Annotated in this window: 13 protein-coding genes and 1 pseudogene; 8 read left to right on the top strand and 6 right to left on the bottom strand. The window is 46.1% G+C overall.

The window, feature by feature from the left end; genetic code table 11:
- A pseudogene (locus tag FTT68_RS13965) lies at positions 1-221 on the top strand (DDE transposase); the annotation flags it as partial.
- Between the two features lie 47 nt (positions 222-268).
- Here FTT68_RS13965 and FTT68_RS05875 read toward each other — a convergent pair.
- The 6 genes from FTT68_RS05875 to FTT68_RS05850 form a co-directional block, all read right to left on the bottom strand.
- Positions 269-556, bottom strand: coding sequence for a PA4642 family protein (locus FTT68_RS05875; RefSeq protein WP_005179823.1), 288 nt, complete (start codon positions 554-556; stop codon positions 269-271).
- A gap of 202 nt (positions 557-758) precedes the next feature.
- Entirely contained in the window at positions 759-1,031 is a 273-nt protein-coding gene (minE, locus tag FTT68_RS05870) for a cell division topological specificity factor MinE (protein WP_005179812.1), read from the bottom strand.
- 2 nt (positions 1,032-1,033) lie between these two features.
- A complete protein-coding gene (gene minD / locus FTT68_RS05865; protein WP_005179808.1) occupies positions 1,034-1,846 on the bottom strand; it encodes a septum site-determining protein MinD in 813 nt (270 codons plus the stop codon).
- Between the two features lie 68 nt (positions 1,847-1,914).
- On the bottom strand, positions 1,915-2,637 hold the full coding sequence (minC, locus tag FTT68_RS05860) for a septum site-determining protein MinC (RefSeq protein ID WP_005179806.1): 723 nt from the start codon (positions 2,635-2,637) through the stop codon (positions 1,915-1,917).
- A gap of 121 nt (positions 2,638-2,758) precedes the next feature.
- The gene (locus FTT68_RS05855) at positions 2,759-3,814 is read right to left on the bottom strand and encodes a hypothetical protein (RefSeq protein ID WP_035363269.1); all 1,056 of its coding nucleotides are present in this window, start codon (positions 3,812-3,814) and stop codon (positions 2,759-2,761) included.
- A gap of 18 nt (positions 3,815-3,832) precedes the next feature.
- Positions 3,833-4,753: an acyltransferase gene (locus FTT68_RS05850; protein WP_180175238.1), complete on the bottom strand. Its 921-nt coding sequence runs from the start codon at positions 4,751-4,753 to the stop codon at positions 3,833-3,835.
- A 242-nt stretch (positions 4,754-4,995) separates the two neighbouring features.
- Here FTT68_RS05850 and FTT68_RS05845 point away from each other — a divergent pair, with 242 nt between their 5' ends.
- From FTT68_RS05845 to FTT68_RS05815, 7 genes are all read left to right on the top strand, one after another.
- On the top strand, positions 4,996-5,646 hold the full coding sequence (locus tag FTT68_RS05845; RefSeq protein WP_005179792.1) for an OmpA family protein: 651 nt from the start codon (positions 4,996-4,998) through the stop codon (positions 5,644-5,646).
- Positions 5,647-5,773: 127 nt separating this feature from the next.
- Entirely contained in the window at positions 5,774-7,813 is a 2,040-nt protein-coding gene (locus tag FTT68_RS05840; protein ID WP_005179787.1) for a UvrD-helicase domain-containing protein, read from the top strand.
- 30 nt (positions 7,814-7,843) lie between these two features.
- Entirely contained in the window at positions 7,844-8,296 is a 453-nt protein-coding gene (dut, locus tag FTT68_RS05835; protein WP_104473366.1) for a dUTP diphosphatase, read from the top strand.
- A gap of 183 nt (positions 8,297-8,479) precedes the next feature.
- Positions 8,480-9,904 (top strand): phosphomannomutase/phosphoglucomutase, encoded by a 1,425-nt coding sequence (locus FTT68_RS05830; protein WP_127801487.1) that lies wholly within the window; start codon positions 8,480-8,482, stop codon positions 9,902-9,904.
- A gap of 10 nt (positions 9,905-9,914) precedes the next feature.
- Complete coding sequence (gene argB / locus FTT68_RS05825; protein WP_005179783.1) at positions 9,915-10,817, top strand: acetylglutamate kinase; 903 nt, start codon at positions 9,915-9,917, stop codon at positions 10,815-10,817.
- Between the two features lie 114 nt (positions 10,818-10,931).
- A complete protein-coding gene (locus FTT68_RS05820; protein WP_160241045.1) occupies positions 10,932-11,744 on the top strand; it encodes a GNAT family N-acetyltransferase in 813 nt (270 codons plus the stop codon).
- Positions 11,745-11,830: 86 nt separating this feature from the next.
- Complete coding sequence (locus tag FTT68_RS05815; RefSeq protein WP_075168090.1) at positions 11,831-12,679, top strand: class II glutamine amidotransferase; 849 nt, start codon at positions 11,831-11,833, stop codon at positions 12,677-12,679.
- The last annotated feature ends 105 nt before the right edge of the window (positions 12,680-12,784 follow it).

Genomic DNA, 12,784 nt, shown 5'->3' with positions numbered 1-12,784 from the left:
TAAGCCCGTTGAGGATCAGTTTTCATATTGCATCTATTGCCCTTCTTAATTTACTCAGATTCGACTCTTTGGCTTCTGCAGGTAATCTACCCAAACATCTGGAAAGTTTAATGGAGAAATCTAATCGATATGTTATACCTGAGAGAAGAGTGAGGAGTTATCCAAGGGTTGTAAAAGGAAAACCTCAAAAATACCCAAGAAAAAGCCAGTCAATCTCTTAACTGACTGGCATTACACCAATAGGTGGGCTTTTTATCGGCAGTGCGACTTAAGCAAATTTTGCCAGTACTGCCAAGAATTCTGCGCTTTGGCGCGGGAATTCTGCAATCACGTCATGAATGCGCTGTCCTTCAGGATTGGTGGCATTTACATCACGGCCATCGGCAACAAACTGGGTCAGTAAGCGCTCATAGTCTGTTGGGCGCATATGTTTAAATGCATGGTAAAGCACATGGAAATCAGCATTCACACCATGAGGAGGAAGCTGATTCAGGTAGGCAAATACACGCTCATCTGACCATTCTTCATTGAATGTTGCTGGTTGAGACAATGCCATCGCAATCTCCTGGAATAGTTTTTCGAAATGAAAAAAAGGCAAAATATGAGTTCGCAAGAGGCAAAGTGTCTTTGTGCACTTTATCTTGAAGCACAGCTTCTCGTCTTGCGGCTGGGCAAATCCTTAAAGCAATGCTTTAAGTTTGCTATTTCCGCCTCATATTCTGCCTTGATTCAATTTGCTTGACTAATCAAAAATCAGATTATCGCTCTTCAGGCAAATTGATATTCATTTCAAGCATTTCAATGTTGGCTTCAGAACGTACCGACATTTGAATGTGCTGTTCATCGACACCGCGAACATAGCGGTTCACGACCTGCATGATTTCTTTTTTCATCTGGTCAATTTTGTCCTGGCTCAGGCGGCGGCCTAAACCATTTTCAGAAGCAACAATGACTTTTAAACGATCCTTGGCGGTTTGAGCACTTGATGCTTTTTCTTCGCTGCTAAATAATTTACTCCAGAATCCTGCCATAATTACGCTCCAAATAATCGTGCTAACCAGCCTTTAGGTTTAGCAGTAATGTGACGGTATGGACGCTCTTCACCCAAGAAACGTGCCACCAGATCATCATACGCCTGACCCGCTTCAGTTTCGCTATACAGAATGACTGGCTTACCTTCGTTAGATGCTTGCAGAACGCTTTTACATTCTGGAATTACACCTAAAGTCGGTACACGTAAAATATCTTTTGAAATATCGTCAATGGTGAGCATTTCCTGTTTATCGGCACGTTCCGGATTGAAACGTGTGATACATAAATGCTTACGGATACGTCCTTCGTTTTGTTCTACTTTTTTGGTTTTGCTGTCGAGCATGCCAATAATACGATCCGAGTCACGTACTGAAGAAATTTCAGGGTTGGTCACAATAATCGCTTCATCGGCATGGTACATGGCTAAAATGGCGCCACGCTCAATCCCTGCTGGTGAGTCACAGATAATGTAATCAAACTCTTGAGCAAGCTCATCCATGACACGTGCCACACCTTCATCGGTCAGGGCATCTTTATCACGAGTTTGAGAAGCAGGTAAAATATAAAGGTTTTCAATATCTTTATCGCGAATTAATGCTTGTTGTAAACGCGCTTCATTATTTAAAACATTCACAAAATCATAAACAACGCGACGTTCACAACCCATGATCAAGTCCAGGTTACGCAAACCCACGTCAAAATCGATAACAACAGTTTTGTGGCCACGTAGGGCTAAACCTGTTGCAAAAGATGCACTCGTTGTAGTTTTACCTACGCCACCTTTGCCTGATGTTACGACAACAATTTTCGCCACCGAATCCACTCCTGTTATGGTTTAAATCCCCCTTTTGTGTATGGGGTTTTTTGGTGTTTATTTATACATTAAAATTCCAGAGCTTCAAATACAAGCTCTTGGTTGTCATTTAGGTAAATATGTACCGGTTTTTTCGTTACGTGCGGGGGAATATCGTCCGCCACACAGTAAGTGCCTGCAATAGATACCAATTCTGCTTCTAGGGAATGACAGAAAATTCGTGCTGAACTGTTCCCACCTGCGCCGGCAATGACTCTACCACGAACGCTACCATAAATATGTATATTTCCTGAAGCAATCACTTCCGAACCGCTGTTAATACCAGCTTTCAAGATAATATCGCCCTGGTTCTGGACCAGACATTGACCGGTACGCAGAATTTCATCGTGATAAGAGGTCACATGCGAAATTCGTGCCGCTGCAGCTTCTACCACCGCGGCTTCTGCGGCAGGCGCTTCAGGTTCTGCCGGAGTTTCAATGACCTGTTCCTGGGTGGCTTTGATCTGTTGTAACTGACGATCTTGCGGAATTACCGGGAACTGGATGGCACGCGCCTGTTCCGACAGAATGCCTTCTACCACGGCCAGTGGCTGTACATTCAGATCAATCAGCAGTTGAATCAGGGCAATTAATTCCTGATCTACCGAACTTTCAATCACCGCCGGAATTTGGGGTGGAAACCCTTTTTGTAACATTGGGCTCAATTGCTGGCGGATCGCATCATGATCATCTGTATCTAAGCTAATGCGAATCGCATTGACCATTCTGCCTTTTATCCGTATGTCAGCCATAATGATTCCTTAAGACTTCTGACCTGTTCATTGTTGTCGAAGTAAATGTTGTAAATAGAGCAAATCCTAGAACAATTCGGCCGAATACTCTAGCCGAAGGTTTAAATATTTTTATTGCTGGCTATTCTTTGTCAGTTTCCTGCTCATTCAGGATCTGTTGCCACTTTTTCACTTTGACCTGTTTGCGAATGGCTTCCAGGGTTTCAAATACCGCAGATTCTACCAACGCATCAATATGCGGATTATGTTCAATCTCGATCTGGCTGACTTTATCCGCAATATGCGCATAGGCCACATTATCTGGCAGGGTGTCATGATGGGCAAAAGGCTGAATCAGCCCTTGGGTAATATTTTCGCCCAAACGTTGGCCAATGCTTTGAATCTGCCGTTCCATACGTCCGCCGACAATTGGCAGCAGGCGCAGTAACTGGGTCAGCTCCGGGGTATCTTCAATGGCCTGACTCACCACCTGACCGACATTTTCGGCAATGCTCTGACGCTGGCTCTGCAATTCTTTACCCAAAGATTGCTGCAAGATGTCGGCCAGTGCTGCGGCCAGCAGTTTGCGGTGCTGCTCGACCAGATCATCAATAAACTGGCGATGACCAGTGCTGCTGCTCAGTTCACGTTGCAGGTTATTGACAATGGTCAGCACAATCCGGCTCGACAGTTCTTCCATCACCAGGTTGTAATAAAAGTTGGCACGTCGGAAGATGCTGTCCGGGATGACCTTGTAGCCATGACTATACAGGTTGTAGCCAATCGCCACGGCGCGTAATAAACGCAGAAAACGCAGCTGTGGCAGAATCGACAGCACTTCATACCAGTGCACGAAAGGGAAGAACCACCAGCGGGCATGATGCCGGAAAATAATCGCCAGGCCCCAACGTACCAGCAATTCAATAATCAGGAAGGTGGTAAACCAGCCTTCGGTAATAATGACCCAGGGACGCAGTTCCGTGCGATAAAACTGCAATACCTCTGGCAGCTGAATAAAGTTGAAGAGCCAGTCACCAAAATCACTCATCAAAATGGCATTGGCACTCAGGCAGAACAGGTTGATGAGGATTAACGCCATCATAAAGATGTCGTATACCAGCACCACTTTCCAGCTCCATGAGTCCTTTCTGACAAAGTGAAAGGAAGATTTGATCACCGGCTCTTCGCGTTTCTTCATAATGCTTTTGGTACTCGCTTACTGCTCAGCAAATTTCTGTTTCATCTCATGAATGAGCTGATCTTTCTCTATCCAGAGTTGATGCACCCAGTCCTGAAAACGTTCCCGATATGCGGCATCTTCTTCATAGTCACCACCCAAGACCCAGTCTGGAATGTCAATTTTTCGCAGATTGACCGCAATACGTGGCACTTCACCCAGCCAGAATTCACCATAACCCGGTGCGCCGTCCGGATACACAATGGTCATATCTACCAGCGCATCAATTTCATTGCCCAGAATATTCAGCGCCAGCGCCAGACCGCCAGCTTTGGGTTTCAGCAGATGCTGATACGGTGATTGTTGCTGATCATGCTTTTCCTGGGTAAAGCGCGTGCCTTCCAGATAGTTGAGCAGGGTAAACGGCTGGCTGAGCAGCTGTTCGCAAGATTTACGCGCTTCCAGCATATCGCGGTCTTTTAGCGCCGGATTTTTGGCAATCTGTTCTTTGGTATGCCGCTTCATCATCGGGAAGCCCAGAATTTTAAAGGCCTGTCCGACAAAAGGAATAAAGATCAGCTCCCATTTGGTAAAGAAACGGGTCAGTGGCATACGGGTTAAACCGAAATACTGGTTGACGGTGGTATCGACCCAGCTCTGGTGATTACAGGTCATTAAATAACGGCCCTGCATGCTCAGTTCCAGACCATCTTCAATACTGATGTCCCAGTGGGTATTGGGTAATACATGGTCAATCAGCCAGTTGTTGACACTCAGCCAGCTGTTGGTAATCTGGATATTGGTCTGGTCGACCTTGGCCGATTTCTTGAACAATTTGGTCAGGCCCAAAGCCAGTACCGGCGGTCCATGTAAAAAAGTGCTGCCGGTAATCACTGAGCTGACCGTAAGCCCTTTTGTGATTTTTTTTAAGAGCGGTTGCTTATTGGTTTTAGATGACATAAACAGTCCTGAATATAAAAACAACTTATACGAAGTTCTGCCCAATATAATTGTTGTTTTTAAAATAAAAAAGTGTTGAAGTGAAACTGTGTAGAAATTATGGTGAACTTATGCGTAGAACAACATGAGATTATTGCAAATTGTAAATAAAAGTTTATTTATTAACAAAAAATCAATGGTCTAAGCACTTTATTTCATCCAAACTTTCCCATATACGAAAAACACAAGTAAGGAGGCATGCGATGCGTGCACTAGCAATTTCAGCAGTAGTCGGGGCAATGGTATTAACAGGTTGTCAAACCACTGGTAATAACCTGGGCGGCGTAGAATATGACAAAACCGCATTAGGAACCATTATTGGTGCGGCAGCAGGTTATGGTGTTTCTAAAGGGAATGCCAATACCAGCGCACAAAACAACCGTGCAGCAGCAATTGGTGCGGTACTCGGTGGTGCTGCAGGTATCTACCTGGACAATAAAGAGAAAAAATTACGTCAACAAATGGCTGGTACCGGTGTAGATGTTAACCGTAACCCAGATGGTTCTGTTGGCCTGATCATGCCAGGTAACATTACTTTTGATACCAACAAGTCAAACATCAAGCCAAACTTCTATGCAACTCTAGATAAAGTGGCGCAAGTTCTGACTGAAGATAACAAGAGCGGTATCTTGGTGACAGGTTATACTGACAGCACTGGTAATGACTCTATCAACATCCCGTTATCTCAGGCGCGTGCGCAATCTGTAGCGAGCTACCTGGCATCTCGTGGTGTATCAACTGCACGTATTAATGCCCAAGGTCACGGTTCATCGAACCCGATCGCGTCTAACGCAACTGCAGAAGGCCGTGAACAAAACCGTCGTGTTGAGATCAGCATTTACGCGATCCAGTAATTCGGTCCAGAATTCAAAAAACCACCTTCGGGTGGTTTTTTTTATGACCAGAAAAGCAGCATTTTAGATTAGGCAACTGTGGTGGAGATGACTATAATCGAGCTCGAACCGAAATAGAGGAAACACTATGTCACTGGCAAGTCAACTCAATGACAAGCAACTTGAAGCCATGAAATATACTCAAGGACCCTTGTTAGTGCTTGCAGGTGCAGGTTCAGGTAAAACCTCGGTAATTACCCGGAAAATTGCCTATCTGGTGCAGCAATGCCGTATTCCGGCGCACCGGATTACCGCCATGACCTTTACCAACAAGGCTGCGCGTGAAATGAAAGAGCGGGTTGGTAAGTTGCTGTCGCGTGAAGAAGCCAAAGGTCTTTCGGTCTCGACCTTCCATACGTTCGGTTTAAATTTACTGCGTTTAGAGCTGAAACATACCCCGCTCAAAGCTAACTTTTCGATTCTGGACGCCGACGACTGCAAACGCATTCTGATGGATCTGATGCATCGCGACAATTTATCGGGTGCAGAAAGCAAAGAGCTGATTGCGCGGGCCATGAAAATGATTTCGGACTGGAAAAATGACCTGATTCCACCGGAGCAGGCACATACAACCTGTGAAACGCCAGAAGATATCCAGATGGCGCATTTATATCAGCTGTATGAGCGTAATTTACGTGCCTATAACGCAGTCGATTTTGATGACCTGATTGTGATGCCAACCCGGTTATTGCAGGAAAATGCTGAAGTCCGCGATAAATGGCAAAACCGGGTGCGTTATTTGCTTGTCGATGAGTATCAGGACACCAACACCGCGCAGTATATTCTGGTCAAACTTCTGGTCGGGGTAATGGGACAGTTCACCGCCGTAGGGGATGATGACCAGTCCATTTACGCCTGGCGCGGCGCCAAACCGGAAAATATGGCGCTCTTAAAAGAAGATTTCCCAAATTTAAAAGTGATCAAGCTGGAGCAGAACTACCGCTCCACCAGCCGGATTCTAAAAGCGGCCAATACGGTAATTGGCAATAACCCGCATATTTTTGACAAAAAACTCTGGTCGGACAAAGGCCATGGTGAAGTCATCCGGGTGATTACCTGCCGCAATGATGATGATGAAGCAGAGCGCGTGGTCAAAGACCTGATCACGCATAAACTGATGAACGGTAAAAACTGGAAAGATTATGCGATTTTGTATCGCGGTAACTTCCAGGCGCGTATTCTGGAAACCCAGCTGCGCCAGATGCAGATTCCGTACAAGCTGTCAGGAGGTCAGTCTTTCTTCGCCCGGGCAGAAATTAAAGATGTGATGAGCTATTTACGGCTGATTATTAACCCGGAAGATGACAGTGCTTTCCTGCGCATTATCAACACGCCAAAACGTGCCATCGGCCCGGTGACCTTGGAAAAACTGGGCTTATTTGCACAGGAAAACCATCTGTCCTTGCTGGCAGCAGCAGGTGATCAGCGTTTGACCATGGCCATTCCGAAAAAAGCCACGACTCAGCTGGCCGAGTTTGCCGACTTTATCCAGAACTTTACCCGTGAATTGCTGGAAGATGATGAACCGGTGCCAATCATCCGCCAGATGATGAACGAAGCTGGTTATATCGACTACGTCAAAGAAAGCGCCGCCACGCCTGCGCAGGAAAAAACCAAGCTGGACAATATTGAAGTGCTGTACAGCAGTATTCAAAGCCTGATTAACCGCGCTGAAGATGTGGACGAAAAAAATATTGAAAGCGTGATCCGTAAAATGGTGCTGCTGGATATGCTGGAGCAGCAACAGGAGGAAGAAGACACTGACAAGGTCAACTTATTAACCTTGCATGCCTCCAAAGGTCTGGAATTTCCGTATGTCTATTTAATTGGACTGGAAGAGGAAATTCTGCCGCATAAAAACTCGATTGTGGCTGAAACGGTCGAAGAAGAACGCCGTTTGATGTACGTGGGCATTACCCGTGCGCGTCAAGGCCTCACCATTACCCTGGCCGAGCAGCGTAAGGCTGGCGGGCAGATGAAACAGATGACCCCAAGCCGCTTCCTAGATGAAATGCCACAAGATGAGCTGGAATGGCTGGGTCGCAAGAAAAAGCTGGCTGGCGATATCGATCCGAAACTGCAGGCCCAGCATTATCTGGAAAATTTACGTGCGTTAATTAAACGCTAAACCATTCATTGATATAAACAGGAATTACTGATGAAAGTTCAGGTAAAAGTGCTTGATGCACGTTTGGGCCAAGAATGGCCAATGCCAACCTATGCCACCTCTGGTTCGGCAGGTCTGGATTTGCGTGCCTGCGTGCATGAGACCACTGTCATTGAGCCGGGTCAAACCGTATTGGTGAAAACCGGTCTGGCGATTTATATTGAAGATCCGCATTTTGCCGGTTTAATTCTGCCGCGTTCGGGTCTGGGCCATAAACACGGTATTGTGCTCGGCAACCTGGTTGGCCTGATTGATTCTGACTATCAGGGTGAGCTGATGGTGTCGGTATGGAACCGTGGTCAGACTGCATTTAGCCTGGAACCAGGTGAGCGTCTGGCGCAATATGTGCTGGTGCCGGTGGTACAAGCCCAGTTTGATCTGGTCGATGAATTTGAAGCCACCGAACGTGGTGCTGGCGGTTTTGGCCATACCGGTAAAGCTTAAAATCTGCTTGAATGATAAAGCCTAAACATTAGGCTTTATCACAACACGCTAGAAAGTAACGCAACAAACACTTAAAATTACATTTTGTAGCGTGAATTCTGTTTTCGGCCGCATAGAATCAGTTCTTATATTAAAAAGCCTAAAACAATCATTCTCCCTATTCATATATAAAGTAGTTCTGCCATGGATATTCAACAGTCCAGTTTCCCTTTTCAGGTTTTCCGTGCTTACGACATTCGTGGCAAGGTGACTTTGCTGACGCCTGAACTGGTGCAAGCGGTGGCGTTGGGTTTGGCCGTACAAATTAAAAACACGGGCAGCACACGTGTGGTGATTGGTTATGATGCCCGTCTCAGCAGTCCGGCCTATGCCGATCTGATCATGCAGGTGCTCCAGCAGCAGGGCTTAAGCCCGACCTTAATGGGCTGCTGTTCCAGTCCGATGCTGTATTACATCGCCCGCCAGTTTGATGGCAATGGCATTATGGTCACGGCCAGTCACAATGCCAAATCTGACAATGGTATTAAATGGATTCTGGGTGGAGAACCACCGACGCCAGACAAAATCCAGCAGGTGGCGGCCCATGCCAGCAACTATTTTCTGGCGCATCGCCAGCAGCCTGTGGCTGAACAGCCGCATCAGATTTATTCGGAATTTTGCCTGCAATATCAGCAGGCGCTACTCGATGATATTCAATTACAGCGCCGTTTTAAGGTGGTACTCGATGGTCTGCATGGTTCAGCGGGTCGCTGCGCTGCGCTGGTCTTGCAAAAACTGGGCTGCGAGCTGATCACAATCCGCTGTGAGGCCAATGGGCATTTCCCCGATCATGCCCCAGATCCCTCTCAGGAAAAACATTTAAGCAAGCTGAAACAGGCGGTACAGCAGCATCAGGCAGATTTAGGCATTGCACTGGATGGCGATGGCGACCGTCTGGTTCTGGTCGATGAACAGGCCAAAGTGATTGGTGCAGACCGTTTGCTGGCATTGTTTGCCGAAATGTGTTTACAGCAACATCCACAGCATGAAGTGGTGTTTGATGTGAAGTGTTCGACCATGGTGCGTAATACGGTACGCGCGCTGGGTGGTCATCCGGTGATGATTCGTACCGGCAGCACCTTCCTGCGTCAGTATCTGGCGCAATCAAAGGGAAACGCGGTGTTTGGCGGTGAATATGCCGGGCACTATGTCTTTAATGACGGGCGTGGCTTTGGTTATGATGATGGCCTGTATGCTGCGCTGCGGGTAATGGAATATTTAAGCCAGCGCCCGGAGCGAAGCCTGTCTGAACTGCTGGCCAAATATCCTGAACGCTGCTGTACTGAAGATACTTATATCAGCACCCACAACATTGCTTCAGCGCATGTTTTACATGAGCTTGAAACCTTAAGTCAGCCATTGGCCGCACAATTAAGTAAAATTGATGGCGTTCGACTTGATTTTGAAGATGGTTTTGGCATTATTCGAGCATCGAATACGGGCGAATATTTTACAGTACGTTTTGATGCCGATAATCCGGCACGATTAGCGGATATTCGTCATACCTTTGTTTCCATGCTGAGCAACCGTTATCCGCAGATTGCTCAAGACATTTTAGATGCTCAATAAGGAGAGGCGCATGCCACAGCAACAGACTGGCATCGACAAAGCACAGATTCTGACAGAAGCTTTGCCGTATATTCAACGTTTTATGGGTAAAACGCTGGTCGTGAAATATGGTGGCAATGCCATGACCGATCCTGAGCTGGAAAGTTCATTTGCACGTGACATTGTGCTGCTTAAAACGGTCGGTTTAAACCCGATTGTGGTGCATGGCGGTGGTCCGCAAGTCGATTCCTTCCTGAAACAGCTGGGCCGCGAATCTGACCGTATTGATGGCATGCGCGTGACTGATCCGGCGACCATGGAAGTGGTAGAAATGGTGCTTGGCGGTAGCGTGAATAAATCTATCGTCAATTTAATTAACCAGCATGGCGGTCGTGCCATTGGTTTGACCGGTAAAGATGGCAACCTGATTCGGGCCAAAAAACTGCTGATGGAAAAAACTGCAGAAGATGGCTCAGTACAGAAAATTGATTTAGGCTTGGTCGGTGAAGTGGTCGGCGTGAAAACCGACGTACTGGAAATGTTTACCCAAAGCGATTTTATTCCGGTGATTGCACCGTTGGGCGTCGATGAAGAGGGGAATACCTATAATATTAATGCCGATCTGGTCGCTGGTAAGGTCGCTGAAGCTTTGGGCGCAGAAAAACTGATTCTGTTGACCAACATTACGGGTGTACTGGATGCCAACAAGAACCTGCTGACCGGTTTAACCACTCAGGAAGTCGATCAGTTAATTGAAACTGGCGTAATTTATGGCGGTATGATTCCGAAAGTAGGCTGTGCGCTGGATGCTGTCAAAAATGGCGTGGTCAGTGCGCATATTGTCGATGGCCGTGTGCCACATGCCTCTTTGCTGGAAGTCTTTACTGACCATGGAGTGGGCACTTTAATTACCAACCGTGCCGCCAAACACTAAGAGTTAAAACAACTCAAGGTCTCTAAGGAGGCCTTTTTTTATGGCTGATTTTTGGTCATTGAATTGTCATCTGCATCGCCTAGTGTATAGGCAGAACATTAGGAGTGCTGATCGATGTTAGCCAAACTCAATCAATATCGACAAAATTTGAGTTTTCCTTTAAGCAAAAAAAATCATACCAAATATGATTTTAAAACCACAACAAAAACAGAATACAGCTTTGAATGGGTTGAAAATTTAAAACAGTTAAAAGAAGTACAGCAATTTCGTGCCGAGCAGTTTGCCAACCAGTTCGGTTTGCAGTTTGAGCATGGACTGGATCAGGATGTTTACGATTTTGGCTGCGAACATGCCGTATTAAGGGATAAGGCCAGTGGGGAAATTGTGGCCTATACCCGATTAAAACTGTTTCAGGGGTATGAACTGGCGCAAAGTTATAGTGCCAGCGAATTTGCCATTGAAGAGCAATTAAAGCATCTCAACAATATTGTGGAAATTGGCCGTACCTGCGTGCATCCACGGCATCGGGCCGGTAAAGCTCTATCCATTTTATGGCTGAATCTGGTGCCGAAAGTACTGTGGAGCATGAAAGCCCGCTATTTGATTGGCTGTGTTAGTGTGCGTTTAGAAGGCAATGAAGCGCGTGCCTATCATACCCATCAGTATATCCAGCAGTTAAGCGAACAGCAGCGCTGTAGCATTGCCTCGAAACAGGCGTATATTCCGCAGGCCTCTGAAATGACTTCGCTGAAACAGGGCCGGATTCCCAAGCTGTTTGATATTTACCTGAAAATGCAGGGCAAGCTGTCCACCGAAGCCTATTATGATCAGGAGTTTAACTGTCTGGATTATTTTGTCTTTGTCGAAATGAACCAGGTGCTAAAAAAGATGGTACTCAAGAAAAATACCCGCCACATTGTGGAATAAATAAAACTTTGCAGCGATTGTGATTTGCATGGCCTGACAGAGTCATGCACAATAAATGCAGTTTTAATCAGATGTTGAAATCTTGTATGTGCCAGTTACTCGGAATGAATTGTGCAACACCTACTGATATTACCTTTTCATTTCGTGGTTTTTCACAACGCGCTGGCATTACTTCCGACCATAGTGATGGTTTTGGCATCGCCTTTTTTGAAGACAAGGCCTGCCGCTTATTTGTCGATAACCAGTCGGCAGTGGAATCACCGATTGCCGAGCTGGTACGCAACTATCCAATTAAATCACGCAATGTGATTGCGCATATTCGCAAAGCCACGCAAGGCAAAATTACCCTGGAAAATTCCCATCCCTTTATTCGGGAGCTGTGGGGACGCCACTGGATTTTTGCCCATAATGGCGATTTACACCATTTTGATCCAGCCTTAAGCGGTCATTTTACCCCGGTGGGTAATACCGACAGCGAGCGGGCATTCTGTTATTTGCTCGATCAGATGGTGCTGAAATTCGGTTTTGTGGAACCGTCTTTAGAGCAGCTCTTTGAACTGCTGACCGAAATTTCCCCGAAAATTGCCGAGCATGGCACCTTTAACTTCTGTCTGTCTAATGGTCAGGCGCTGTTTAGCTATGCCACCACCAAACTGCACTGGCTGGTGCGTGAATACCCGTTTAAACCGGCACAATTAATTGATATTGATGTCGAGGTCGATTTTAGCCAGGTTACCACACCGGAAGATCGGGTGGCGGTGATTACCACTGAACCGTTGACTCAAAATGAAACCTGGCAGGCTTTTAGCCCCGGCGAAATGATTTTATTCCAGCAGGGACAGCCGATCAGAAAACAGCTGACTTATATTGAACGTTTGGAAAAAGAACGTCTGAATCCGGAATTAAAACGGATTACCCGCGCCGATCAATATTAATCTACTGTTGTATATTTTATTTTAAATAGTGCCGTATTTTATTTAAGTCTAAAAATACGGCAGAAAATAATAAAACGGTTAAATAATAACTGACTCTTTTACTCA

It is taken from the genome of Acinetobacter sp. Q85-2, from assembly GCF_013420555.1.
Taxonomy (GTDB): domain Bacteria; phylum Pseudomonadota; class Gammaproteobacteria; order Pseudomonadales; family Moraxellaceae; genus Acinetobacter; species Acinetobacter indicus.
The sequence above is the reverse complement of the archived record's forward strand: the minus strand, read 5'-3'. Positions and strand labels throughout refer to the sequence as shown.

Bases quoted from the DNA above. Each gene is read 5' to 3' on its own strand.
- FTT68_RS05875 (WP_005179823.1), bottom strand. From the start codon at position 556: ATGGCATTGTCTCAACCAGCAACATTCAATGAAGAATGGTCAGATGAG.
- minE (WP_005179812.1), bottom strand. From the start codon at position 1,031: ATGGCAGGATTCTGGAGTAAATTATTTAGCAGCGAAGAAAAAGCATCA.
- minC (WP_005179806.1), bottom strand. From the start codon at position 2,637: ATGGCTGACATACGGATAAAAGGCAGAATGGTCAATGCGATTCGCATT.
- FTT68_RS05855 (WP_035363269.1), bottom strand. From the start codon at position 3,814: ATGAAGAAACGCGAAGAGCCGGTGATCAAATCTTCCTTTCACTTTGTC.
- FTT68_RS05850 (WP_180175238.1), bottom strand. From the start codon at position 4,753: ATGTCATCTAAAACCAATAAGCAACCGCTCTTAAAAAAAATCACAAAA.
- FTT68_RS05845 (WP_005179792.1), top strand. From the start codon at position 4,996: ATGCGTGCACTAGCAATTTCAGCAGTAGTCGGGGCAATGGTATTAACA.
- FTT68_RS05840 (WP_005179787.1), top strand. From the start codon at position 5,774: ATGTCACTGGCAAGTCAACTCAATGACAAGCAACTTGAAGCCATGAAA.
- dut (WP_104473366.1), top strand. From the start codon at position 7,844: ATGAAAGTTCAGGTAAAAGTGCTTGATGCACGTTTGGGCCAAGAATGG.
- FTT68_RS05830 (WP_127801487.1), top strand. From the start codon at position 8,480: ATGGATATTCAACAGTCCAGTTTCCCTTTTCAGGTTTTCCGTGCTTAC.
- argB (WP_005179783.1), top strand. From the start codon at position 9,915: ATGCCACAGCAACAGACTGGCATCGACAAAGCACAGATTCTGACAGAA.
- FTT68_RS05820 (WP_160241045.1), top strand. From the start codon at position 10,932: ATGTTAGCCAAACTCAATCAATATCGACAAAATTTGAGTTTTCCTTTA.
- FTT68_RS05815 (WP_075168090.1), top strand. From the start codon at position 11,831: ATGTGCCAGTTACTCGGAATGAATTGTGCAACACCTACTGATATTACC.